General features: G+C 42.7%; 24 protein-coding genes. 11 read left to right on the top strand and 13 right to left on the bottom strand.

All coding sequences use genetic code 11. The features are described from left to right. From AC5JM2_RS01165 to AC5JM2_RS01140, 6 genes are all read right to left on the bottom strand, one after another. Positions 1–2727 (bottom strand): tetratricopeptide repeat protein (locus tag AC5JM2_RS01165; protein WP_495833080.1); only part of this gene is annotated, 2727 nt, incomplete at its 3' end. 192 nt (positions 2728–2919) lie between these two features. Beyond that, positions 2920–3219 (bottom strand): type II toxin-antitoxin system RelE/ParE family toxin, encoded by a 300-nt coding sequence (locus tag AC5JM2_RS01160; protein WP_495833079.1) that lies wholly within the window; start codon positions 3217–3219, stop codon positions 2920–2922. Beyond that, the gene (locus AC5JM2_RS01155; protein ID WP_495833078.1) at positions 3216–3470 is read right to left on the bottom strand and encodes a type II toxin-antitoxin system ParD family antitoxin; all 255 of its coding nucleotides are present in this window, start codon (positions 3468–3470) and stop codon (positions 3216–3218) included. The genes AC5JM2_RS01160 and AC5JM2_RS01155 overlap by 4 nt, the downstream gene beginning before the upstream one ends. 608 nt (positions 3471–4078) lie before the next feature. Further along, entirely contained in the window at positions 4079–5485 is a 1407-nt protein-coding gene (locus tag AC5JM2_RS01150) for an NAD(P)(+) transhydrogenase (Re/Si-specific) subunit beta (RefSeq protein ID WP_495833077.1), read from the bottom strand. Then, a complete protein-coding gene (locus AC5JM2_RS01145) occupies positions 5482–5775 on the bottom strand; it encodes an NAD(P) transhydrogenase subunit alpha part 2 (protein WP_495833076.1) in 294 nt (97 codons plus the stop codon). Before AC5JM2_RS01145 ends, AC5JM2_RS01150 begins: the two co-directional genes overlap by 4 nt. 60 nt (positions 5776–5835) lie before the next feature. Then, the gene (locus AC5JM2_RS01140) at positions 5836–6999 is read right to left on the bottom strand and encodes a Re/Si-specific NAD(P)(+) transhydrogenase subunit alpha (RefSeq protein ID WP_495833075.1); all 1164 of its coding nucleotides are present in this window, start codon (positions 6997–6999) and stop codon (positions 5836–5838) included. Between the two features lie 701 nt (positions 7000–7700). Between AC5JM2_RS01140 and AC5JM2_RS01135 the strand changes: the two genes are divergently transcribed. From AC5JM2_RS01135 to AC5JM2_RS01085, 11 genes are all read left to right on the top strand, one after another. After that, positions 7701–8213 carry a DUF2808 domain-containing protein gene (locus tag AC5JM2_RS01135; RefSeq protein ID WP_495833074.1) on the top strand — a complete coding sequence of 171 codons (513 nt, stop codon included), beginning with the start codon at positions 7701–7703 and terminating at the stop codon, positions 8211–8213. A gap of 372 nt (positions 8214–8585) precedes the next feature. After that, the gene (rpmH, locus tag AC5JM2_RS01130; RefSeq protein ID WP_071654180.1) at positions 8586–8720 is read left to right on the top strand and encodes a 50S ribosomal protein L34; all 135 of its coding nucleotides are present in this window, start codon (positions 8586–8588) and stop codon (positions 8718–8720) included. A 27-nt stretch (positions 8721–8747) separates the two neighbouring features. After that, complete coding sequence (gene rnpA, locus AC5JM2_RS01125) at positions 8748–9167, top strand: ribonuclease P protein component (protein WP_495833073.1); 420 nt, start codon at positions 8748–8750, stop codon at positions 9165–9167. After that, positions 9154–9543 carry a PH domain-containing protein gene (locus AC5JM2_RS01120; RefSeq protein WP_495833072.1) on the top strand — a complete coding sequence of 130 codons (390 nt, stop codon included), beginning with the start codon at positions 9154–9156 and terminating at the stop codon, positions 9541–9543. The genes rnpA and AC5JM2_RS01120 overlap by 14 nt, the downstream gene beginning before the upstream one ends. Positions 9544–9762: 219 nt before the next feature. After that, complete coding sequence (gene yidC / locus AC5JM2_RS01115; protein WP_495833071.1) at positions 9763–10908, top strand: membrane protein insertase YidC; 1146 nt, start codon at positions 9763–9765, stop codon at positions 10906–10908. Beyond that, positions 10908–11441 (top strand): Jag family protein, encoded by a 534-nt coding sequence (locus AC5JM2_RS01110; RefSeq protein ID WP_495833070.1) that lies wholly within the window; start codon positions 10908–10910, stop codon positions 11439–11441. The genes yidC and AC5JM2_RS01110 overlap by 1 nt, the downstream gene beginning before the upstream one ends. Before the next feature lie 520 nt (positions 11442–11961). Further along, complete coding sequence (locus AC5JM2_RS01105) at positions 11962–12333, top strand: DUF2237 family protein (protein WP_495833069.1); 372 nt, start codon at positions 11962–11964, stop codon at positions 12331–12333. Between the two features lie 145 nt (positions 12334–12478). After that, positions 12479–12808 carry a hypothetical protein gene (locus AC5JM2_RS01100; protein ID WP_495833068.1) on the top strand — a complete coding sequence of 110 codons (330 nt, stop codon included), beginning with the start codon at positions 12479–12481 and terminating at the stop codon, positions 12806–12808. Positions 12809–12928: 120 nt separating this feature from the next. Next, positions 12929–13276 carry a YtxH domain-containing protein gene (locus AC5JM2_RS01095; protein WP_495833067.1) on the top strand — a complete coding sequence of 116 codons (348 nt, stop codon included), beginning with the start codon at positions 12929–12931 and terminating at the stop codon, positions 13274–13276. Between the two features lie 14 nt (positions 13277–13290). Beyond that, the gene (locus tag AC5JM2_RS01090; RefSeq protein WP_495833066.1) at positions 13291–13890 is read left to right on the top strand and encodes a DUF948 domain-containing protein; all 600 of its coding nucleotides are present in this window, start codon (positions 13291–13293) and stop codon (positions 13888–13890) included. Between the two features lie 237 nt (positions 13891–14127). Continuing rightward, complete coding sequence (locus tag AC5JM2_RS01085) at positions 14128–14934, top strand: TPM domain-containing protein (protein ID WP_495833065.1); 807 nt, start codon at positions 14128–14130, stop codon at positions 14932–14934. 144 nt (positions 14935–15078) lie between these two features. On the opposite strand, the gene AC5JM2_RS01080 is transcribed toward AC5JM2_RS01085, so the two are convergent. The 7 genes from AC5JM2_RS01080 to AC5JM2_RS01050 form a co-directional block, all read right to left on the bottom strand. Next, positions 15079–15768, bottom strand: coding sequence for a DUF8619 family protein (locus AC5JM2_RS01080; RefSeq protein ID WP_495833064.1), 690 nt, complete (start codon positions 15766–15768; stop codon positions 15079–15081). Between the two features lie 107 nt (positions 15769–15875). After that, a complete protein-coding gene (gene dapB, locus AC5JM2_RS01075; protein ID WP_495833083.1) occupies positions 15876–16706 on the bottom strand; it encodes a 4-hydroxy-tetrahydrodipicolinate reductase in 831 nt (276 codons plus the stop codon). Between the two features lie 217 nt (positions 16707–16923). Further along, on the bottom strand, positions 16924–18345 hold the full coding sequence (locus AC5JM2_RS01070; RefSeq protein ID WP_495833063.1) for a CHAT domain-containing protein: 1422 nt from the start codon (positions 18343–18345) through the stop codon (positions 16924–16926). Next, positions 18342–18911, bottom strand: coding sequence for a hypothetical protein (locus tag AC5JM2_RS01065; protein WP_495833062.1), 570 nt, complete (start codon positions 18909–18911; stop codon positions 18342–18344). Before AC5JM2_RS01065 ends, AC5JM2_RS01070 begins: the two co-directional genes overlap by 4 nt. 37 nt (positions 18912–18948) lie before the next feature. Continuing rightward, positions 18949–20970 (bottom strand): tetratricopeptide repeat protein, encoded by a 2022-nt coding sequence (locus AC5JM2_RS01060; protein WP_495833061.1) that lies wholly within the window; start codon positions 20968–20970, stop codon positions 18949–18951. Then, on the bottom strand, positions 20928–21575 hold the full coding sequence (locus tag AC5JM2_RS01055) for a P-loop domain-containing protein (protein ID WP_495833060.1): 648 nt from the start codon (positions 21573–21575) through the stop codon (positions 20928–20930). Before AC5JM2_RS01055 ends, AC5JM2_RS01060 begins: the two co-directional genes overlap by 43 nt. A gap of 802 nt (positions 21576–22377) precedes the next feature. Next, on the bottom strand, positions 22378–24075 hold the full coding sequence (locus tag AC5JM2_RS01050) for an NAD+ synthase (RefSeq protein ID WP_495833059.1): 1698 nt from the start codon (positions 24073–24075) through the stop codon (positions 22378–22380). Between the last annotated feature and the right edge of the window lie 3 nt (positions 24076–24078).

Genomic DNA, 24078 nt, shown 5'->3' with positions numbered 1-24078 from the left:
TTCCGCCTCATCGTACCGTCCTTGGGAATCGTACAACAATGCCAAGTTGTTGAGACTTGTGGCTGTGTTGGGATGTTCAGCTCCGAGCACCTTCAGAGAGATTTGCAGCGCTTGGTTGAACAACGGTTCGGCTTCATCGTACCGTCCTTGGGAATCGTACAATGCTGCCAAGTTGTTGAAACTGCTGGCAGTGTGGGGATGTTCAGCTCCGAGCACCTTGAGACGGATTTGCAGCGCTTGGTTGTACAACGGTTCGGCTTCATCGTACCGTCCTTGGAATTCGTACAATCCTGCCAAGTTGTTGAAACTGCTGGCAGTGTCGGGATGTTCTTCCCCCAGTACCTTGAGACGGATTTGCAGCGCTTGTTTCAGCAGTGGTTCTGCTTTGCCGTACTCTCCTTTTTCCGAAAGCGAAAGACCAATATTGTTTAACCTCCTAGCAACATCAGCGGTTTCTTCAAAATTACCAATTTGAACATGGGCATTGTGGCGTTCTGCAAACTCATCTGCCCCATCGTATTGTCCTATTCTTCGACACAAGCGCGTGAGGGCGTTGAGCAGTTGCAGTGTTTGAGGATGGCTGGGACTAAGGCTGATTTCTGCTGCATCAAGAGCTAGCTGATACTGTTCGTAGGCTTTCTGGTATTTATGCTCTCCCATCCCTTGGTAAATATTTCCCAAAGACGCTTGGCAAGAGATAGCCAGAGGATGCTTGTCACCAGCGTTGTGTTTAACAATTTCCAACGCCTCTTGGCACAGCTTTTGTGCTGCATCCAAATTGTTGTTGTAAGCATTCAACCAAGCAGCAGTGTATTTCAGTTGAGCCAGTTGCAGGGGTTGGGTATCTGGATGAGACTGGAGTATTTGCAAAGCGCGTTGACTCAGATTCACCGCTTCTCGATAATCGCCCTGACTTGCAGCAATTTCTGCTTGGCAGTTGAGAACCTCAGCAACTGAAGACTCATTTGCACCCAGTTGAGTAGTGCGGATGCGATACGCTTTTTGAGCGGCGTTGCTCGCATCAAAAGTCCGCTCAAGTTTCAGATAAACATTAGCGAGTTCCAACTCCACAGTCGCAGCATCAAGACTTTCCCCCTGCTGCAAAGCTTCCCATTGACTTCGCGCTGTTTCCAAAGCTTCCAACGCTTGCTCGTAATCACCCAAAACAACCAGCGACTTACCCAACAGCGTCCAAGCAAGAGGCGATTGATGATTTTTCCCGACAAGAAATTGCAGCATAGAAACAACACTCTGATGTCTACCGACCTCTTGCTGCACCGCCACCTGTTTTAAAAACCAGCTCGTTGCTGGTTCTGGCTGTTCGCTTTCCAACCCGTGATAAAGTGCTTCTGCCAGCGCGGTTAATTGTAATTCTGGTTCTTGGTATTCTGCTCGATAATACTCAAACAACCAATTCTTCACTGATTTTTGCAAGTCTTCTGGCTGGTTCTCCTGCAAATGCTGCTGCATCACCTGATTCAAGCGCCAAACTCCTGAACTCGCCTCCTCAACATAAGGCGATGCGGTGATTTGAGAAAAGCGATTTTCCCAATTATCCAACTGAAACTGACTCATCAACTTAGCAAACAGCGCCTCATCCCAAGTACGACAGTGAGAAAGCACTTGCCACATCCGCCGTTCATCTGGCTGCCAAGCTACATCTTGCTGGCGTAACACCTCGTTTAAATTCCGGGCAAAGTCCGTAACCTTCGGCTGACGCTGCTTTTTGATGTCTTGCCACGTCTCCACCCCCAGCCGCAAATACAAAGGAATTCCTCCAGATGCCTGAATGATAATTTGGCAAATTTCAGGCTCATCAATTCCAAATGCTTGCAGAACCGCTTGACTTTCCGCCTCAGTTAACGGGAGGATAGGAATATTGTGGGCGTGTTTTGTCAAATTAAGCGATCGCTCCGAAAAAATCACCCACAGCACATTTGGATTCGGCTGTTCCAGTAGTTCCTCAAGCCAATCGCATCGCCCGAATTTATCTACTAATTTTTCATAGCCATCTATAAAAATCACTGCTTTGTGCTGGGAACGGCGTAGGTATTGCTGCAAGTCACGCGCCAGAAATAAAGGCAGTCGTTCCAGAATTTCATACGGGCTTACACAATCTTTTAATTCTCGCAAATTTTGATTACCCCGTTCTTTCCACCACTGCCATATTTCTTCCGACTGCTGCATCAAAAACCAGCCCAGTTTAGCAATAGCTTTACCACCAGGTAACCCTTCCTGAAGCGCTTCTATCAATACACCTAACAAATCAGGAACCTGCTCAAGCAGCTTTGTTGCCAAAACTGCCTCAGTTAAATCTAAAGTATTGTTGATATTCTCTAACCAATCTTTCCCTTTAGCCGCCTCAGGTGAAATTGTTGCTATCAAGGGACTTGTCCCAGTACGATACATCAGGTACGCCAGATCAAAGCAATTGAGATCAACTCTACTTCGATCTAAATCTGCTCGTAGCTGTTGTAGTGCTGGTTCAATCGGTTTACGTGCCAAACCGTAGTTGAAAACTCCCTCTCCATCCAACCGGGCGCACACCGGATAATCTGACTTCAAAGATTGAAACAGTAACTTCGATAAATCAGTTTTGCCAATACCTGCTCGTCCATAAAAAATTAGTATATTTTGCGACTCATTGCCAAGACTCCCTAGCCTTTTTTTTACCTGTTCATCATACCTATGCTGAGACAGAATCAACCTCTGCTGCTCTTTTTCCATAGCAACCCTCTTAAACAATCAACAATAGCCCTTTTCTACTAGTATTACTTTTAACCCACAAAAAAGCTTGCCTCAGGATTATAATCTCCCCCCAAGACAAGCTGACTCTATATATTCTTTCCTCTGCGCTCTGTGCGCCTCTGCGGTTCGTTAAAAAAGTGAATCCAGTTTTACTTGTGCTTTTTAGCAGGTTTATTCCGGTTCCAAAAACATGGATTCTAAATCTCTATATCCGCTAATGACACGCGCAATATCGATTCCATCCTCTCTTGGATAGTACAAAACAATATAATCTTCAATACTAAATCCCCGTAAATTAGGGGACAATCCCTCATAACTCTTCCCCATATTGGGAAATCCAGAAACTAGTTTACACTTCTGACGAATTGCGTCAAAAAGCTTACTGGCAGCATTAGGATTATTCTGAGCAATATATTCACAAATAGAATTTAAATCTTTGACTGCTTCATCAGAAAAAGAGTAGTTACTCATCTTTGAGACTCAGCAATTTTATGAATTTTATCTTGCAGTTGAGCAAATACTATTTCCCCATCCGTAACCTCTCCTCTGGCAATTTGTTCCTTCCCAACCGCTATTTTTTGCCGGAGTTCTTCCAAACGTTGCTCCCTTGCTTGCATCAGTTTCAATGCTTCGTTCATCACATCCTCTGCATTAGCATATCTCCCTGCTTGAATTTGGGATTGAATAAACTGCTCATGCTCAGGTTTGAGGGAAATATTCATTTCACGTAACCCTAATTGCTTGACTTATTCAAATTTTATCGTTGATTTATTTTATCAACGTCATCTTTAACTACAATGTAGTATAAACCATATCCTTAGCACTAGCGAAGCTCGTATTAATTTTAACCATAAAAAAACTTGCCTCAGGACAAAACCTTAGCAAGCTTAAACACGATTCATAAAAGGAATTTTGGATTTATGCTGTATCCATAATCTACAATTCCGTTACATAAGACCTATTCACAACTACTCATAAGTAGACAAATCTGCTCATGAACTAGTTTGATGCTTATTTCCTGCTTCATCCTGGTAACGTCGGCGTTAACCAGTCCACAGGCTAAAACGGTCTAACTGACCGCTATATGTATCGAGGAGAAGTTGAAAAACTTCTTTTTGAGGCGCTACTAACGACCCTGTGTCTATGGAGCCTGCACTTCGCCTGTGGCACGTTTATCAAACGCCAGTCTTAGCTGGAAGGTTTATCCTCTGACGGCACGGTTGTTAACCGTTAATATGTTTGGGCATTTTAGCATCTTTTTCGCAATACCTGCTCAAAATTGATTAGTTATGAAAAGAAATGTGTAGGAATTATGTTACAGTTTTTAACCCTACAGTTGCTTCACTTCAGAAACCAACTTTCCTACCATATCCTTGGCACTACCAAAGAGCATCGTCGTTTTATTCTTGTAAAACAACTCATTATCCACACCAGCAAAACCAGCACTCATACCGCGCTTAATCACAATTGTCTGCTTCGCCCGATCCACTTCCAAAATGGGCATACCATAAATCGGGCTATTTGTATCACTCCGCGCTGCCGGATTCACCACATCATTCGCCCCAATTACCAAAGCGACATCCGTCTGCTCAAACTGAGGATTGATATCATCCATATCGTGCAGCTGCTCATAAGGCACATTCGCCTCAGCCAACAACACATTCATATGTCCCGGCATTCTACCAGCAACGGGGTGAATTGCATACTTCACATCCACGCCCATACGTTCGAGCTGATCTGCCAATTCACGTATGTTGTGCTGCGCCTGCGCAACCGCCATACCATAACCAGGAACAATGACGACGGAACGAGCATAACCCAACATCATTGCGCCTTCTTCTGGATCGATGCTGCGAACGGTTTGATCCGTTGTACCACCAGCACCAGCAGCACCACCAGACGCAGCCACTGTACCAAAAGCACTGAACAGCACACTGAATAGAGAACGGTTCATCGCCTTACACATAATCTCAGTAAGGATGATCCCAGATGCTCCCACCAATGCGCCAGCGATGATTAACATATTGTTCATCACCACGAAACCAGCAGCAGCCGCCGCTAACCCTGAAAACGAGTTCAACAGGGAAATCACCACAGGCATATCGCCGCCACCGATGGGGATGACGAACATCACACCCAACACTAGAGAAACAGCAACAATTCCCAAAAAGACAGGTAAGCTGTGCGGTGAGATGATTAAATAAGCACTACCCGCAATAAAGGCAACCAGAAGCGAGAGGTTAAATGGTTGCTGCAAAGGAAATGTAATTGGGGAACCGCTCATAATACCTTGCAGTTTTGCAAAGGCTACAAAGCTTCCTGTGAAGGTGACACCACCAATTAACACATCCAGCAACATAGAAATGTTGGCGTCAAGGGGTATTGCTTCACCGTTTCCTAGCAACCGCCAAAATTCAGCAACCGCAACGAGTGCTGAAGCAGCACCACCCAAGCCGTTGAGCAAACCCACCATTTGGGGCATATCCGTCATTTGGACTTTGTAGGCGACGACTATACCAACTAAAGATCCAATAGCCAACCCTACCAAAATCATTTCATAGTTCAACACATGCTGATCCAGCATTGTTGCCACAATAGCCAACAGCATCCCCACAGCTGCAACAACATTACCTTGTCGTGCTGTCGCTGGTGATCCCAGCTGTTTCAAACCCAGAATGAATAAGGATGCAGCAACTAAATACGATAGCTGAATCCCAGTTGGTAAAAAGTCGCTCACGCCTTAATCTCCTTTTTCTTGAACATTTGCAGCATTCTGTCTGTGACTAGGAAGCCACCCACCACGTTAACCATTGCCAATACCACGGCAATCAAACCTAAAATGACTGATAAATTCGTCTCTCTAGCACCAGAAGCCACGATCGCACCCAGTACAGCAATTCCAGAAATCGCGTTGGAACCTGACATTAAGGGTGTGTGGAGGGTTGGTGGAACTTTGTTGATAACTTCAAATCCAGTAAAGGATGCCAAAACAAACACAAACAAGGCAGCGATTAATGCTTCTGTCATCGCAGGGTAAACTCCTTATGCAAATTGAGTTGTAGTAAGCACGCAGTTACTACGAATTAATTAACTTGCCACACCGCTTAAAGCTTGTAAGGCATCTTTCACCCGCTGGTTACGAATTTCGCCACCGTGGGTAACACAAGCCGCATCAACGATGTCGTCGGCAAAGTTGACATTTAAACCATTGTCTTTAATCAACAGTTGCATCAACGACGACAAATTTTTGGAATAAAGTTGGCTGGCATGAACTGGCATGGATGATGGTAAATTGATGGGACCAATGATAGTGATGCCATTCCACACAATATCTTTGCCGGGATCAGTGCAAGCACAGTTACCACCCTGTTCAGCGGCGATATCCACAATCACTGAACCTGGTTTCATCTGCGCTACCATCTCTTCAGTAACTAAAACAGGTGCTTTTCTACCAGGAACTTGGGCGGTGGTAATCACCACATCAGCATTCTTGACGTGTTCGGCGACAACTTCCTGAGTGCGCTGTTTGCTGGCTTCAGAAATTTCTTTAGCGTAGCCTCCAGCGGCGGTTGTTTCTTCTTCTAGTTTGACTTCGACAAATTTTGCCCCCAAACTTTGGACTTCTTCTTTGACGGCGGGACGAATATCAAACGCTTCGACGATCGCTCCCAAACGTCTGGCGGTGGCGATCGCCTGCAACCCAGCCACACCAGCCCCCATGATAAACACTTTCGCCGGAGCGATCGTTCCAGCCGCTGTTGTCAACATCGGGAAATATTTTGGTAATGCTGCTGCACCAATTAGGACTGCTTTGTAACCTGCAATTGATGCTTGGGACGATAAAGCATCCATGCTTTGTGCCCGAGTCGTGCGCGGGATCATCTCCATACTCATAGCAGTTACCTTGCGTTCTGCCAGTCGCTGCGCTACGGATGGATTTCCTAAAGGGTTAAGAAAGCTAATGAGTACAGATCCTTCCTTGAGTAAGTCAATTTCTGAGCGTCCATCTTCTCGCTCTTGAGGTGGACTCACTTTAAGCAGAATATCTGCTTCGCCCCATAATTGAGCAGTATCAGTGATCACTTTCGCTCCTGCTGCTTCATAAGCAGCATCAGAAAAGAAAGCCCGCTCACCTGCACCAGTTTCTACCGACACTTCTACACCTTGTTTTACCAATCGGGCAACGATGTCAGGAATTAAGGCAACTCGACGCTCACAGACTTCAATTTCTTTGGCAACTGCTATTCTCATGCAATCTCCTTGAAGATAAATACCTATTTTTGGCAATTTGTGAAATTTTTCTTAAGAGGCAATAGGCGCACTTATCGTGCATGGGCTGCAGCTATTAGTAGTTGGTTTGCCCAATCAATTTTACCTTCGCTCTCAAACTCGATAATGACCTACGCAAAGTTTCAATTTAATTCTTGCAGGGTTTCCAGATTCCCATGTATTTGAAAAGAGGGGCTTCTATTACACATCCTATGTCAATCCCCAAATTTTACGTGTTTGTCTTTAACTTCTTTTAGGGATTCAAGAATTTTTCTGGATTTTTTTACATATTGCAATATTAGTAAAATTCTCAAAAACTATCCCCAAATAATATTAGTCAACCCTGACTTGATTACAACTTATCTTATCGAATCTCGTTCAAGTTAACTACTAATTTTCATATTTATTTTTTCAACTTTTATAACATTTTATATATATCTATACATATTTGGTAACAAAATAAAATTTCAACCGTGTTTTTAGTGACTTCAAATTCATCAAAATTTTTTCAGGGCATTCACTTAGTATAAAAATACTATTTTGAAGTGAAAGTACTTAGAATGACACTTTTATTAGCAATTTACGTCCCAATATCTAAATGTTAAGTAGTAAAGTTTTAGTTACGAACGTTCCGTCCTAGTTATTTTAAACAAAAGATCTATTTCTGCCTCAGGAGCTTAACCATGCGACGTTTACTCTCTACTTTAGCCGTGACAAGTTGTTTGCTAGCTGGGATACCAGCTATAAGCTGGGCACAAAGTTTGCCAGGGTTGACGATATTTAGTGGTGTCAAAGGCGAAAATCAGCTACCGTTCCGATTAGATTTTGGCGGTCAAACCAATGGCTGGGACAGATACAGACTGAAAATTTCTAGCAAAAAGATGAAAACAGCAGTTGCTCGATTTGTCATTTCTTATCCTAATTACTACCAAGGAACCTTTGACAGCAAGGAAATTGAGGTCAAGGCTAAAGGCAAAAAGATTGCACTCTCAGACGTGAAGTGGGATAAAGAAAATCACGTTCTTGAAATTTTTCCCCAAGAAGCAGTACCAGCAGGTACTGATGTTGAGTTGATTCTCTCTAACGTGAAAAACCCGTCTTCTGGGGGAATGTTTTATTTTAACTGCTCAATTCAGTCTCCCGGCGATGTGCCATTATCGCGCTACATCGGCACGTGGATCATAAGCATTAGTTAAGCCATGACTCATCAATCATCAGTAGACTTCGTGGCAGTTCTAGGGAAAAGGGTAAGGGGTAAGGGGGAAAAGAATAAGAAAAACCCTTTCCTCTTAAATTTTTACCCTTTGCTCACAAGATCCTCACAAGAGTGGCTATTGTTACTTTTGCAATCTTGTCTAGTCATTAGTGAGTCAAACAAAGCCAAATAAATTACCACTACCTGCTTTGCACAGGAATGGTTAGAGTTTTGCCGTTATCCTTGACAATAGACAAATGACTGATGACGGCTTTCTAGCTTTAGCATTACTGCTGGATTTCAAAAAACAAATTTTATGATATAATAGCGAATCGTGACTTTTTTTATGATAATTGTCTAAGAGGATAAAAACATGAAGAGAACATTGGAAGGCACTTGTCGCAAGAGAAAAAGAACCTCAGGTTTTCGCGCTAGAATGCGAACTCCAGATGGTAGAAATGTCATCCGGGCAAGAAGGAAAAAGGGACGCCACCGTTTGAGCGTTTAGAGCAGAAAAAAGCTAATTATAGCAATTGTGGCATTGCCCAAGGCAAATCGGCTAAAATCCCGAAGAGATTTTCAGGCAGTTTTCCGTGAAGGAATCCGTCGTCATGGTTCACATATAACATTGAGAGCATTACGACCATCTCCTTCCTCTAAGCCTTCTTGTAATACGGCTCCTGAAAGTGTAAACACAAAAAACACAAAGCATCTTACTCCAGCCCAAATAGGAATTTCGATTAGTACAAAGGTTAGCAAACGAGCAGTTGTTCGTAACCGCCTCAAACGCCAAATTGCAGCAGCTTTGTATCGGTTGTTGCCCAAAATGTCACCAGGATGGCGGATTGTAGTTGTTGTGAAACCAGTAGCAGATACGAAGTGCGTGACCCAACAATTTCTGCAAGAATTAGAGCAGTTATTGGAACAAGCTGAGGTGTTCAATGGGCATTCGTGAAGAAGTTTATTATGAGGGTGGTCCACATATTGGGGATTTAATCACAAGTATATTGATTGGATTCACTATTGTTGGTCTGCCATTGACTGTTGGGGCGATTGTTAGGGCATTGTGGCTACGCTATCGTATCACTGATCGCAGGATCTCCGTCATGGGTGGTTGGATGGGACGTTCTCGCAGCGACGTCATTTACTCAGAAATTGTCAAAATGGCTAAAATTCCCCGTGGTATTGGCTTGTGGGGAGATATGGTTATAACCTTAAGAGACGGTAGCCGTCTGGAAATACGGGCGCTTCCTAAGTTTAGGGAAATTTATGACTACATTGAAGAAAAAGTCAGAGCCAAAAATCCCAATTATGCGGGCGCTGAAAAGTGATAAAGAGAATGAGGGAAAACAGGAGAAAGGGAGCGAATGAGGGAGGAATATTTCCTCACACTCCCACACTTTCTGACTCCCTCACTTCCTGACTCTCATTATTTCCCCTACTCATATAATGTGCGGCTATCCGTAGTACCACGCTAGTCGCAATCTAAATCATGATTTAGATAAATTAGATGATGTCAATTTACAGTATCTCAGGTTGAATTCAGAATAATGGATTTTGGTATCGGGTTTCTCTCGAACAACGTGATGCTGCCAATCATAGACTTGTTCTATAGCATTGTGCCTAGCTATGGACTAGCGATTGTAGCATTAACATTGATCATCCGCTTCGCGCTCTATCCCCTGAGTGCTGGTTCAATTCGCAATATGCGACGGATGCGGATCGTCCAACCCCTGATGAATAAGCGGATGCAAGAAGTTAAAGAGCGATATAAGGACGATCCGCAAAAGCAGCAGGAAGAAATGATGAACGTCCAAAAAGAATTTGGCAACCCGCTTGCAGGTTGTTTGCCACTGCTGCTACAAATGCCAGTTTTACTGGCACTATTTGCCACTTTGCGGGGTTCACCTTTTGCTGGAGTCAACTATAGCGTGAATCTCCAAGTCTTGCCTGCCGAACAAATCGAAAGAATTCAACCGCAAGCCTTTGCCACTCCCCCACAAAATATTTATATTTCTGAAGGGGAACACGTTAAGGTAAATGCCATCCTTCCTGGCGGCAACAAATTAGCGGTGGGAGAACATACGAAGATAGAGTATCAAACTCAGGAGGGTAAACCTTTTCAGGCACTTTCAGCAGAACACCCCGATACTCAGTTAATCCCTGAATGGAAAATTACCAAAGGGGAGGAAAGGATAAGAATTGATGCTGAGGGTAATATAGAAGCCTTACAGCCGGGAGATGTTACAATCCAAGGAACAATTCCCGGACTCGCCGCAAATCAAGGATTTCTCTTTATTGATGCCTTAGGTAGAGTTGGTGCAATTGATCCAGGCGGCATTGTTCACTGGGATATTGTCGCCATGATTATCCTGTTTGGTATTACCCTTTACGTCAGCCAAATGCTTTCTGGGCAAAATACCACGAATGCCAACCCGCAGCAGGACACTGTTAACAAAATCACCCCTGTAATTTTTTCAGGGATGTTCTTGTTCTTCCCGCTGCCAGCTGGGGTGCTGATGTATATGGTGATTGGTAATATTTTCCAGACATTGCAAACCTATATTCTCACGCGTGAACCCCTGAGCGAGGAACTACAAAAAATTGTAGATACTCAGGAGAAAGAAGAAGAAAGCGCAAAACAAAAAACGCTGCCGTTTGAACCAAAAAGTTCTAAGAAAAAGACTACAGGGTAATGATGACAGACAGTCGAATGAAACGAGGTCAGGAGTGGTTGAAAACGCTGCTGCAACTTAGTGGGCTATCTGTTGATGATATAAAAGGTGAGAAAGAAACAGCCGTCGCTGAGGATGAAGAATCCCCAGAACAGGATAGTTACTGGTTGACAATTGGTGAAAGCAATTTATCATCCGAACAAATCGAAATTTTAACGGGTCCCGATGGTTCAGTGCTAGATGCGATTCAGTATCTAGCAAATTCTATTCTCAACTTAAGTCAACTACAGGGGGAACAAGCCTCTTACACTGTTGAATTGAACGGCTACCGCGTTAGGAGATACGCGGAAATTCGCGCGATAGCTGAAGCAGCAGCCCAGCAAGTGCGTTCCTCTGGTCAAGAAGCAGAAATCAAGTCACTCAGTTCAGCCGAACGCCGTCAAATTCACACTTTTTTGAAAGAATTTGGTGACTTAGAAACCTTCAGCCGAGGAAAAGAGCCGCATCGTCAACTTGTTGTACGGCTTGCATCAATGGAGTCACTAAGGAGTTAGGAAGAGCCAGCGCTGTGGGCGGGTTTCCTCACATCTTGCACCAGTTGCGTTATTGCAATTTTTGTAAGGTGGGCACTGCCTAGAGTTCGCTCAAAACCTTATTTTTACGTTGTGGACAGTGCCCACCCGATAGCCGTAAGGCGTGGCCGTTCCCACTAGGGTTTTGAGAATAGTGCAAGATCTCAGGTTTCCCGACTTGAGGAGCCAGTGCGTTGCCGAGCCAGTGCTGATAGCAAAGCGTGTCCGCAGGACATAGACGGGTTTCCCGTCGCAGGATAAGAGCGTTGGGGTTCCCCCGATGGTACGACCTGGCGTGCGTCTGGCGTTCAAGAGTGAAGAGTGAAGAGTGAACACCAAAAGTGACAACTCATCACTCATAACTCATAGATATAACGATTTTAAAATGGCTAAGAAAATTTCTTATATCATAAAGTAAGGTCGCTAAAGTCGTGACTCGAACGACTGAGGCATTATATTTGATTGGCTTTTAAACAGTCACACAAACTTAAAGGAATTGGCGATGACAGAAGCAACAAACGTACTCGGCACAAAGCTAGAATTGTGCTGCTCTTCTCCCGTGACTGGATATTATCGCGATGGGTTTTGTAACACAGGTGGTATGGATTTCGGGTTACACGTTGTTTGCGCCCAAATGACAACAGAATTCCTTGAATTCACCAAATCACGAGGAAACGACCTTAGTACCCCAGTTCCCGAATATCAATTTCCTGGTTTGAAAGAAGGCGATCGCTGGTGTTTATGTGCTGGTCGCTGGCAAGAAGCTGTTGAGGCTGGCGTTGCTCCTCCTGTCATCCTTAGCGCAACTCACGCCAGAGCTTTGGAAGCGGTTTCTGTGGATGATTTGAAAAAACATGCCCTAACTTCTTCTTAAAGAAATCTAAAAATTTATTTCACTTTAGTAGCAGCCCACTTAGCGCCTGATATACTGGCGAAAACTCAACTTAAGACTGATTTTCATAGCTTCAATTAAAGTCATCATAAGAGCAAAAATTACAGTGGTGCAACAAAATTAAGCAATGGTTACAGTGGTTGTCGTCATCAACATACTGATCTCGCTGATTCTTCTCTACGTGGCTTGGCGAGTGCGGCGAGTGAAGAGGCGACTCACAAGAATAGCTAATATCTTTATTGCTGCTGAACGTAGTTCCCATGCAGTACTATATACAGCACCACAAGCTCTTTACACTAGTCTTGGGAATATTAATAATCTACGGCAGAAAGATCAACCAGCACGACTACAAATCCAGCGGCTGCGACAGATTTTCAGTCTAGTTGCACTTGGACAGCAAGTCTGGCAGAGTAATTTTCTGAGATTCCGAGCAAAATTAGTCAAAAAGAGAAAGTAGGCAGTAAGGGCAACCTTTCTGGCTGATCAATTGTCTCTCTAAATTTAGAAGATAAAATCTTTTGGATTTTGCAAGGCGTGAAAACCCACATAGAATGGGTGTAAGGAGAGAAACAAAAAGATGTCTAACAACCGTTCTGGATCATTTATTGGCGGTATGATGCTAGGCGCAACCATTGGTGCTTTAACTGGGTTGCTCATAGCTCCACGCACAGGACGCGAAACCCGTCAACTCTTGAAGAAATCTGCCAGTGCTTTGCCAGAATTGGCAGAAGATATTTCAACAAGTGTTCAAATACAGGCAGACCGCCTTTCTGCAAACGCACGCTCTAACTGGGATGATACTTTAGACCGACTACGGGAGGCAATCTCAGCAGGCATTGATGCTAGTTTGCGGGAAACCCAAGCAATGAAGCAACAAAGTGCTCAAGAAAAATCCGATACTATTCCTCAACATTTAGATAGTTAATAGAAGATATTAAAGTGATTGACCCCCTGTTTTGGCTGGGACTGTCCATACTCCTAGTCGCCGCCAGTCTGACTGCTGTTTTGGTGGCGGCGATACCAGCTTTGCAGGAATTAGCAAGAGCAGCTCGCAGTGCAGAAAAATTATTTGACACTCTTTATAGAGAGTTGCCACCCACTCTCGATGCAATTCGCATGACTAGCTTGGAAATCACTGACTTAACTGATGATGTCAGTGAAGGTGTTAAAAGTGCTGGTCAAGTGGTTAAACAAGTGGATCAAAGTTTGGATAGTGCTAAAAAGCAAGCACAAAACGTTCAAACAGGCACGCGTAGTTTTATGGTTGGTGTGCAAGCTGCTTGGAAAACCTTCACACGCTCCAAATCTTCAAGGCGAACAGTTGAGCGTCTATCGCCATCTCAAAAAGCAAAGCTGACATTACAAGAACGCCAAGCCCTACTAAGGCAGGAGAACCGCTTCACACCTGCACAAGGATACGGGAATAATAAGAATTACAACGAATACAATGACTACAACCTAGGTAGTGGGGAAAACAGTTTTGATGAACAGGATTCCCACCGTCAGACAGAATCTGAGAATTGGTCTGATAAAGAATAGAGTGTCGGAGCTTTCATGCTCCCGCGCGAATTAGTGTAAGTCTCTATGAGAACAGGGACACAAGGCATTACGCCCTTATTTTCATATCCTAACCTTACAGACAAGCTTGCTCAGTGAGTTCTAGATCTGAGATATTAGATTAGATTAGAGTTAAAAAGTGTAAAGAAGTCTCACTTTCCAGTACTCTTTTAAAACAACTTGTTCACTTTTCCTGTTGAGATTTGTATATAAAAGCTCATGCAGCAAAGTTTTTGGAAACGAATTCTGGCTTTTGTAACAGTATTTTTCCTTGCTGGGTCAATTTGGATGACGCATTCTCCCAGCGCATACGCTTATGACAATCCCGAACTATTACCTGATACCCCAACCCCAGTTGTAGACTTAGCTAAGTCTCTTACCAGCGTTCAAGAAGAAAATCTTGTTAAGCAACTAGAACAATTTCAAACGGAAACTGGCTGGAAACTCCGAGTATTAACTCAATATGACCGTACTCCAGGTCGAGCTGTTATTCCTTTTTGGGGTTTAGATGACAAAAGCATTTTGCTAGTTGCTGATTCCCGTGGCGGTAACATTCTCAGCTTTAGTGTGGGTGACGCTGTTTACGAACTTCTACCGCGTACTTTTTGGATTGAATTACAAACCCGCTTTGGTAATTTGTACTTTGTGCGAGAAGAAGGCGAAGACCAAGCTATCCTACAAGCAATGGAAACAGTCAAAAATTGTTTGGTTCAGGGAGGTTGCGCAGTTGTTCCCGGATTACCACGGGAGCAGTGGATTTTCACTTTGATTTCTTCTGCAATTGGTGGAGTCATTTGTGGATTTGCAGCTCAACCTCGTCGCGAAGGACAAGTTTTTGCTTGGCAATGGGCTTTAATCTTCTCTCCTCTATGGGGAATCTTATTTATCTCCTTTGGTATTGGACCAGTAGTGACACGAACAAGCGACTGGCTACCCCTGGTTCGCAACATTTCCGGTTTTATCATCGGTCTTTTAGTTGCCTACCTTTCCCCTATTTTTAGTCAGTCTTCTAGTGCTGAGTCATAAACCAAAGAGTAAAAGTCAATGGCTGTAAGGCAGGGTGTAAGGGTATAAGGGCAACGCCAAGGTGAGGCTTAGACGCTGGGCGCGATCGCCTAACGGTGTAAGTAAGGGTGTAGGGGGTTAAAACAATTGAAAATGAAACCGCTTCTACCTCTCCACCCTACGGCGACGGCGACGCGGTCTTTCATCTTCTTCATCACGGCGCAGGCGACTACTCACCTCAGTAAAGAAATCGCGACGTATAGAAGGATAATCACTCACCCACAAGTCGCGACTAGGAATATAAATATCGGAAATTTCATCAATACTGCTTAAATCTGGACGATTCGACATCACCAACAGTTCTGCCCTCTGACCGCGAGCAATAACTTTGTAGGCAGATTGCAGTGGCGCTTTATACTCAGCAGTAAATCCTGTATCATCGCCTATTTCTAAGTGAATGCGTTTTTCTCGGTTTTCGACAATCACCAAATCGCCTTTGTTATCAACGGTTTCCTGTTTACCCATTAACTCTTCTGCAATCCAATAATCCAGCACTCGACCACGGAGAAAACCGCTGTACTTACAACGACGGCTTTTCACATTCCGCATACTCGCCCAAAACACTGGTCCCCACAGCCAGTAAAGGGCACCAATGAGCCCGAGCAAAAAGACTATTCCACCAAAATCAACCCGCAAAATGACTTTAATCACGAAAACAACAGCTACCGCCACGACAGAAATCAGCAGCCGTTGTAAAAAGTCTGGAAATTTCCCCCAGTAGTATTTGTACTGCGGACCAGTGGCAATTAGGGGAATGAGTTGTTCAAATTTTTGGCGAGTTAATGGGACGATCATGAGTGCTGTCTTCTAAGTGGTGAGTGCTGAATTTTTTAAATCAGTTATCAATTATCAGTCATCAGTCATCAATTGCTTGATAACTGTTCACTGTTTACTGTTTACTGTTAAAGAATTTTTTCTAATCCATATACTAACGACTTTAACTGGAGGACTTTGCGAATTGCTAGTAATACTCCTGGCATATAGCAAGCGCGATCGCTCGTATCATGTCTTAGAGTATAAATTTGACCAGCAGCACCAAAAATCACCTCTTGATGCGCAATCAGTCCTGGTAAACGCACACTATGAATTCTAACGCCTTCTTCGGCTGTACTACCTCGTGCTCCTGGTAATTTCTCCGTTTCTTCCACAAGAGGCTGGTTATATGTTTTACCTATTTCTGCTAACATCTGAGCAGTTTGAATTGCTGTCCCGCTGGGGGCATCAGCTTTTTGGTTATGATGCAGTTCAATAATTTCCACGTGGTCGAAATGTTGAGAAGCCGCAACTGCTGCTTGTTGCAGCAGTACCATACCAATAGAAAAATTGGGAATAATTAAACACCCCGTACTTGCCTTATCAGCAAATTCTGCTAAATCTTGAATTTGTTCTTGACTTAAGCCAGTGGTACCCACAACTGGACGAAGACCATAGGCGATCGCACTACGAACATTGTCATACACAGAACTAGGATGAGTAAAATCTACCATCACCCCTAGCTGTTTTCCTTGAGATGCAAACGCCAGCATCGGTTCCAATTGATTGGTAATTGGAATTTCCAAAGGTTCACTTAAACCCGCCAGTTCCCCTGCATCCTGACCTTGATATTCAGCTGTTGTATCTATCGCACCTACAAGATTCATATCTGCTGCTTGCGTCACCGCTTTAATGACCTCGCGACCCATTTTGCCCGCAGCACCAATGACAACAACAGGGATTGGAGTTTGATTCGCCATAAGAGAAATACTTTTTACACCATCAAAGGAATTGTAAATCCAGTAGGGATCTTCCTTCTCAAACATTCAATATTCAAATTAGCAGATATTTGGGGATTAACTCCTGTTATCTTCAACCTTGGTAAGCGTGAAGCAATAGTAAAAATATGGGATGCGATTTGGGAAAGAGGACAAAAGTGGCCATGAACCAAACAATAAAAATTAACTCCAATGATGCCTATGCTTCTTTTATCACAATTACTGCAGCGTTAGAATTTTCTACAGTATCAGCTACCAACTTTCCTCCAATGTGAGTAGCTTTAACAACTTTTTCAATGTCTATAACACTAAACTTTCCTCCCTTAATACTCTTAATCTCTGCTTCACCCTCTACTCGCAAAGCATTTGCTGTTGGTAATTCTCTTTTGGTAATTTCCGGGAAAACAATTCCATCAGGCGAACGCATGTAAAGCACGGGTATAGCCCATTCATATCCTTGCTTTGACTCGTTGTACATTTCTCGTCGTCCCAGAGATACAGCTTCATCAAGGGTTAGTCCAGCTGCTAGCGCGGTGTAAAATCGCTTACTAAAGGCGATTGCTTCACTATCAGACACCTTATACTGCATTGCTAGCACTGCTGGTATACCTTGTTTCATCACAGCAGGTGCAATTCCAGTCCAAGGAGAAACACCATCACGTCGTCCAGTTTCACAAGCGCCCAAAACAGCTACTCTGACACCTGCTTGCTGTAAATGTATTGCTAATTCATTAGCAGGAAATAATTCATAAGTATCTTCTGTTTTCTTGTTAAGTAAAACTAGATTTCCTATCCCTCTAGAATCTTCTATTTCTGGTGAGGTAGAAAGAAAACGAACTTGGTTTCTTTGTAAGCTATTGAACTCTGATTCATTGATAACAAACCTTGCCTGCTCACGAGAATTAAAAACCTCTTTTTCTGTAAATACACCATGACCAGCAAAGTGAAATAAATCAGCCCCTTTATGTAACTCGGAAATCAAATCATCAACTGTTGGATTATTGATAAAAGGTTCCCAATTTAGGTTAACTCCCTTTACATTAAATCCTTTTAATGCTTTCTCTATCGCTTTCTGCTCCATCTTCAATTGCAGGTTTCCTATTGGATCTGCTGTCACTGCCAAGAGACGCAAACTTTCTTGATTCTCTTTCTCAATCTTCGATGGAGAAGAATCTATCGGCTCATAGCGTACCATCGAATATTTAGGATTTAGAACCAGAAAATTATCATAGCTATCTTCACCTTCTGGTTGAGGAAAATAGCAAAACTCCCAAGGTATTTGAGCTAATTTTGGATGCTTAATCACTAGTCGCAGGCGAATGTAACCGTCTTGACCTGCTTTTTCAATTGCTCTTTGAAATAAATTGGTAACTTCTAATGATGGAAATAACCGTGCTGTTATCTGTTTCCCAAACTCTACCAATTCTGAAAGTGGAAGATTATTTTTTCTTTCTAGCCTTGTCAAATACTCTTCTATTTCTTCAGAAATATAAGGGGCTGGAAATGCTTCGCGAGTTTCACCAACAGTAGAAATGGGAATAGAAACTTTGAATGTGTTGTTTGATATATCTAGATCTCGCAACTCTAGATTTAAATCAATGTATTGACGTTTTTTACTCATCTTTTTATTGGACAAAAATAGTTTACTACTATATGGTTTTCTACTTTATAGTCAAACCAGTAAAACGGATTTTTTTCATCACAATAAAAATTTCTCACCTTGAGCAGAGCATCTAGAGTAGAATAATTAGCCTTTGATTTACAAGAGAACAAAGGACTACTATTACTATCCATAGTATCATTAGAACAAAGTTGATCTCTCATAACCCATCGCCGGAGATGTCTGATTCTTTTTTGCGAAATTTTATAATTTTCTAAATAGCACCAGTGATCTACAAGACGACAATATAATATATAAACCGTAGTCGATCTTTGTAATGTCTTATCAGAGCGTTCTCCTGGGAGCGGGTACCAGTAAGTTTGCAATGTTTCCTCTTTTACTTTTGCTTCAAAGGCAAAACTACTATCAGCCATACCTAAAATCGAGAGCATTATGATCGAGAACAAAACATGAAGACAATTTGAATTTAGCGGCTTCCAGTTGAAACCATTGATTAATTTTAGCTTTTTATTACCCATATATAGGTTGTCTACCATTTGCAAAGGGCTGTAAGTACGCTCTTCCATCTCCTCTTATTCCTTGTTAAAATGTAACCTTAAACACTTATTCAAAACCTTGGTGGAAAACGGCAATTTTCGTAATGACGCTCTGGAGAATTTGCTCTAATATAATTCTTTCAATACTTTCGATAGTTGATAGTTTATTTTTGGGGATGTTGTGATAAAGAATAGCAGTAGCTTCGTGAATGCAAATTTCAAGGCGTTGAGCTTGTTCGGGGGAGATAATTATTGAGCTAACATTACGACGTAAGACTAACTTGAGCCTAGAATTCTTACTTGTTTGTATTTGTTCAGAAGCTGGATTCCGCTTTCTTTTGTTTGCCTGTATTGGATTCTCAGAAATAGGAGATGTTCCTCTACTGCTTTCAGAAACTAACTGGTCATAAACTTTATGCCAATACGGATACATCCACCCAAAAATACGTATTGTTTCTTGCAGGATCTCTAACCATCGCTTTTGCTCAACCTTCTCAGAAGCAAATATCCATTCCACTAAAGCATTTAAAAATTGACTTTGTCCGTTTTTGAATCCAAAAATACTCAATGCCTCCTTGAAGCAGCCCATCCAAGCTATAGTTGCTGCCAATTCACTCAGTATGGATATCTGCTCTTGGTCGTCTTTGATGGCTTGTGCAATTTTAATAGCTGCGGGGAATTGCTGAGCCATAGCTAGTAATAATACCAACTGATCTGGTGGTGGTTGCTCAAACAGTTTGAAATTTACTACAGTCTGTACGATTTTCCATACTTCTGTGGAGTTTTCAGCTTGATTTATAGCTTCTAACAACTCCCACTCTTCTTCTGTGTGACTGCCAATCTGATTGAAGGCGTTTGCAAATTCACGCACACCTTCTGCCCGTTCCTTCATTCGAGCCATGTCTTGCTTTGCTTGTGCAAATTTATCGGCATTGTTGCAAATTGCACTCGCTTTATCGGTAAAGCCAGCTTGCTCTAAGACGACAGCCCATTTACATAGTACTTGTTCCTGTTGCGCGTCACTTCCCTTTTTGAGTGCAAGTTTCTCAGCTTCAGTGAAGAACTGACGTACTTCTTCCGTTAATCCAGTCTGCACCAAACCTGCTGCCAAGTTTCGCAATGCCTCTGCTTGCTCCCAGTTTCCCCTAATGCTGCGTGCCGCTTTCCTCGCGTCGGTGAAAACTACACACGCTTCCGTTACAAACTCAGCCTTAACTAAGGTTTCTGCAAACTTCCGCAGGATCTCTGCCTGTTCCCACCCTTCCTCAATAGCGTTTGGAACTTTTATGGCTTCGTCAAAAATTGCGATCGCCTTATTGACTTCACCAGCAAGTGCCAGGACTTTCGCCAATTCCAGCAGCGGGTACACTTGTTTGAAATCTTGAGCAATGTTACGTGCCACTTCCTCTGCTTTGTTAAAAGTAGCCTTAGCTTCCTCTACAAACTTACTCAATGCGAAGTCTAGTGCTAACTCCCGCAGGGTTTCAGCTTTCTTAAAATTGTTTTCAATTCCCTCTGTCAGTTTTTTAGCTTCAATAAAAAGTATATTAGCGTTCTCAATATCTCCAGCCTGGGCTAAAGCTACTGCTAATTGACTCAGTATCTTTATGTCTTTTATTGTCAGTGCTATTGCTATTGCTTCTTTAAAAATAGGCTTTGCTTGCGACACCAATTCCGTTTGTAGATAAGCTACTGCCAACTTCCGCAATGCCTCTACTTTCAAAGATTGGTCATTGATTCCGCCTATCAGTATTTTGATTTGGTTGAAGATGGCGATCGCTTGCTCATTATCTTTTTTCTTTGCAAAGGCTACTGCCAACTTTCCTAGTGTTTCAGCCTTCACAGTAACGTCATTTATTCTACTTATAATCTCTTGGGCTTCGCTTAAGCGCTCAGCTTGAGTAAGGGCTATTGCTAAGTCGTGCAGGTCTTGTATCTTCGTCCCACTTTCCTCAATTAATTCTGCGACTTTCTTCGCTTCATCTAAAACTCTGAGATCATACTGACTTTTTTGTGGCAACGCATTATGAACAATTAATAAACTTGCTAATTTATCATCAGCATTAGTGCGTAGGCAAGCATAGCCCAAAGCTTCTGCTTCACGTCGTTTTCATCCCCTGTAGTGGTCACGGCTTCATCCAAAGAGTCAATCAAGATGACTGCTGCATCAGGTGGCTTTTGCTGCTGTTGGGCATACATCTTCTCCAACTCTGCCAAGGGTGCTCGGATGAGGATATCTAATTCGTTATCCGGATCGCTTTCTTTCAGGTATTCGATATAGACTCCTGTAAGCTGACTTCCGGTCATAGACTCAATCTTAACGTTGACCTCTACTCGCAGGTGAACAGGCTTAATGGTATTTGCTAAAGCTTGCCCGTGTAGTGGTAGGTTTTTCCCTAACTGAGCTGCTAAAGACCGAAGTATACGCCCAGGTCTAACAGTTTCCACGTCCCCTGCTCGACAGAAGTGAAAGGCTTTAATGTCGTTCTTGTCAATTTTGATCAGTTGAGCAGCAATTGCGCTTTTGCCCACCCCCGGTTCCCCAGTCAGGATAAAAAAGCGATCGCTTTTATTTTTCAACCATTCACCTATTCTCTTGAATATCCAATCTCGTCCAGTAAAATCATCCGTTAGTCGTTGAATGTCATGCTCAAAGGAAATGGCAGCAATATGGGTATCTGGTGATAATGTCATTTTTATTTATTGATAAAAATATTGTTGTGTTGTTTGTAGTCCAAGGTAGACCCATTGACAAAAGTCTGAATTAAGCCCTACCTGAACGCTTACGCAAATGTTTAGCTTGAATCAGTCGCCTTCTACTCATTCATAGATTTCTGGAAAATCAACTTATGCACTTAGAGGGTTAAATAGAAGATGAAATTGATTAGACAATCTTTATTTTTTATGTAGAACATCCAAGATTGTCTATCTCTAAATCTTCGCAGCACAAGCCAAATCTTTGAAATAGTAGCTATGATAATTTCCTTTACACATATACAATGGATAGGAATAAAAGATACTAATTCCATAGATTTTAATTATTCAATTGTTTTTTTCATTGTTTATGTAAGTAAGTCGGCGTAAAAATTTAAAGGTATGTCATTGCGAGTGGAACGCAGTGAAACGTAGACGCAAAGCGGCTTCCCGATAGCCGTAAGGCGTGGCGTCAGCCATAGGGTAGCAATCGCAAGGGTTTGAGATTGCCACGCTACGCTACCGCTCCGCTCGCAATGACAAGTGATCATCCGGACTTGATATAAGTAGTGGGACTTTTTAAAAAATTAGGCTCAAAATCCTTTCAATCGTAGAACAGGCAAGGCTTTTAGATCGATGAAGCCTCGCCGTGTTGTTGTAGCTTGGTTTGAGGCACTTTTAGCAAAGTTGACGTATTTGCCTTATCCACAAAGGCTTTCAGCCACTTTTTCTGCCAGAAAGTTCTAAAGTCCCATTAGCGCATAGGTAAATAAGTGAGTTTAAAAGAGTTTTTGCGTAAGTCCTAATGAAGAATCTTTTTTTGAATTTTGAATTGCAAAGACGCCCATTTACTAGCAATAGGCATTCGCCAACCAGTTCCGAAGGCGCGAACCGTAATTTTCAATCCGGGGGGTGCTTGTCGTCGCTTAAACTCCGCACGCACCACCAAATTAGTCACTCGGCTTACTATTTCTGGGTCATGACCTGCAGCGATAATTTGTTCTGGAGATTGGTAATCGTGAATCAACCGTTGCAATATGTCGTCCAAAACCTCGTAAGACGGTAGCGAGTCTTGGTCAAGTTGACCGGGTTTGAGTTCGGCGCTGGGTGCTTTGGTTAAAACATTTTGTGGGATCATTTCACCATTGCGATTTAACCAATGGCAAATCGAATAAACGCGGGTTTTGGGCACATCAGCAATCACCGCCAAACCCCCATTCATATCGCCGTAAAGAGTGCAGTAACCAACTGCCATTTCTGACTTATTACCAGTCGATAGCAACAGATGGCCAAATTTATTAGAAATTGCCATCAATAAATTGCCCCTAATCCGGGATTGAATATTCTCCTCTGCCAGTCCAAACTCTGTTCGGGCAAATAACTCAGCTAACGTTTTGTCATAGCCTTGCATTAACTCCCCTATCTGTAGGATATGAGTTTTCATACCAATATTTTCTGCTAATGCCAAAGCATCGCTGATAGAATGCTCAGAACTGTAGGGCGAAGGCATCAGGATACCGAGGACATTTTCTTTACCCAATGCTGCGGTAGCAACAGCCGCCACCAATGAAGAATCTATTCCACCACTTAAACCCAGCACAACTTTAGAAAAGCCACACTTACGAACATAATCTCGCAATCCTAAAACCAAAGCGTGCCAAATTTCCTCATCTTGAGATTCATATTCTGGCGCTATAGAACCTGAGTGCAAATCTCGTTGCACTTCATCAAATTCCACAACTCTCAAATCCTCTTCAAAACCACAGGCACGACAGACTATTTCACCCTGACGATTCAAAGCAAAACTTCTACCATCAAAAATTAAATCATCATTCCCCCCGACTTGATTGGCATAGAGAATCAGTTGCTGAAAACGCACTGCACTATACTTAAGCATTGCTTCGCGAGACTTCTGCTTGCCAGCACTATAAGGAGAAGCCGACAAATTCACAATCAAATCTACACCCAAAATTGTTAAGTCAGCAATTGGATTCGTGACATAACTTCGCTTACCCCAAAATTCCTCATCATTCCATAAATCTTCGCAAATCGTGACGCCAATACGAATATCATCTAAGGTAAAATAACTAGCTTCTGAACCTGGTTCAAAATAGCGATTTTCATCAAAAACATCATAAGTTGGTAAAAGGCACTTGTGAAAAACTTGCTTGACTTTTCCCCTTTCTAACAAAGCGATACTATTAAATAAAGTTTTACCGCCCGTCTTGTGTGCTTTTACATTTTCTTCAACCATGCCTACTAACACAGCGAGTTCTGGAGGCAAATCTTGTGCTAGTTGTTCTAAAGCAATGTCCATTGCTTGAACAAAACTAGGATTAAGCAATAAATCACGGGGTGGATAGCCACATAAAGAAAGTTCTGGCGTTAGTAATAAACGTGCACCATCTGCAACTGCTTTTCGTGCCACCTCTAGAATTTTTTGGGCATTTCCTGGCAAATCACCAATGGTAGGATTAAGTTGAGCGATCGCTATCTTCATATT

It is taken from the genome of Brasilonema angustatum (assembly GCF_059505445.1).
This window is presented reverse-complemented; position numbering and strand designations above follow the sequence as displayed.

What these genes read in the sequence shown, in the direction of transcription:
- AC5JM2_RS01160 (WP_495833079.1), bottom strand. Translation starts at nt 3,219, where the DNA reads ATGAGTAACTACTCTTTTTCTGATGAAGCAGTCAAAGATTTAAATTCT.
- AC5JM2_RS01155 (WP_495833078.1), bottom strand. Translation starts at nt 3,470, where the DNA reads ATGAATATTTCCCTCAAACCTGAGCATGAGCAGTTTATTCAATCCCAA.
- AC5JM2_RS01145 (WP_495833076.1), bottom strand. Translation starts at nt 5,775, where the DNA reads ATGACAGAAGCATTAATCGCTGCCTTGTTTGTGTTTGTTTTGGCATCC.
- AC5JM2_RS01140 (WP_495833075.1), bottom strand. Translation starts at nt 6,999, where the DNA reads ATGAGAATAGCAGTTGCCAAAGAAATTGAAGTCTGTGAGCGTCGAGTT.
- AC5JM2_RS01135 (WP_495833074.1), top strand. Translation starts at nt 7,701, where the DNA reads ATGCGACGTTTACTCTCTACTTTAGCCGTGACAAGTTGTTTGCTAGCT.
- rpmH (WP_071654180.1), top strand. Translation starts at nt 8,586, where the DNA reads ATGAAGAGAACATTGGAAGGCACTTGTCGCAAGAGAAAAAGAACCTCA.
- AC5JM2_RS01120 (WP_495833072.1), top strand. Translation starts at nt 9,154, where the DNA reads ATGGGCATTCGTGAAGAAGTTTATTATGAGGGTGGTCCACATATTGGG.
- yidC (WP_495833071.1), top strand. Translation starts at nt 9,763, where the DNA reads ATGGATTTTGGTATCGGGTTTCTCTCGAACAACGTGATGCTGCCAATC.
- AC5JM2_RS01110 (WP_495833070.1), top strand. Translation starts at nt 10,908, where the DNA reads ATGATGACAGACAGTCGAATGAAACGAGGTCAGGAGTGGTTGAAAACG.
- AC5JM2_RS01105 (WP_495833069.1), top strand. Translation starts at nt 11,962, where the DNA reads ATGACAGAAGCAACAAACGTACTCGGCACAAAGCTAGAATTGTGCTGC.
- AC5JM2_RS01100 (WP_495833068.1), top strand. Translation starts at nt 12,479, where the DNA reads ATGGTTACAGTGGTTGTCGTCATCAACATACTGATCTCGCTGATTCTT.
- AC5JM2_RS01095 (WP_495833067.1), top strand. Translation starts at nt 12,929, where the DNA reads ATGTCTAACAACCGTTCTGGATCATTTATTGGCGGTATGATGCTAGGC.
- AC5JM2_RS01085 (WP_495833065.1), top strand. Translation starts at nt 14,128, where the DNA reads ATGCAGCAAAGTTTTTGGAAACGAATTCTGGCTTTTGTAACAGTATTT.
- AC5JM2_RS01080 (WP_495833064.1), bottom strand. Translation starts at nt 15,768, where the DNA reads ATGATCGTCCCATTAACTCGCCAAAAATTTGAACAACTCATTCCCCTA.
- dapB (WP_495833083.1), bottom strand. Translation starts at nt 16,706, where the DNA reads ATGGCGAATCAAACTCCAATCCCTGTTGTTGTCATTGGTGCTGCGGGC.
- AC5JM2_RS01070 (WP_495833063.1), bottom strand. Translation starts at nt 18,345, where the DNA reads ATGAGTAAAAAACGTCAATACATTGATTTAAATCTAGAGTTGCGAGAT.
- AC5JM2_RS01065 (WP_495833062.1), bottom strand. Translation starts at nt 18,911, where the DNA reads ATGGAAGAGCGTACTTACAGCCCTTTGCAAATGGTAGACAACCTATAT.
- AC5JM2_RS01055 (WP_495833060.1), bottom strand. Translation starts at nt 21,575, where the DNA reads ATGACATTATCACCAGATACCCATATTGCTGCCATTTCCTTTGAGCAT.
- AC5JM2_RS01050 (WP_495833059.1), bottom strand. Translation starts at nt 24,075, where the DNA reads ATGAAGATAGCGATCGCTCAACTTAATCCTACCATTGGTGATTTGCCA.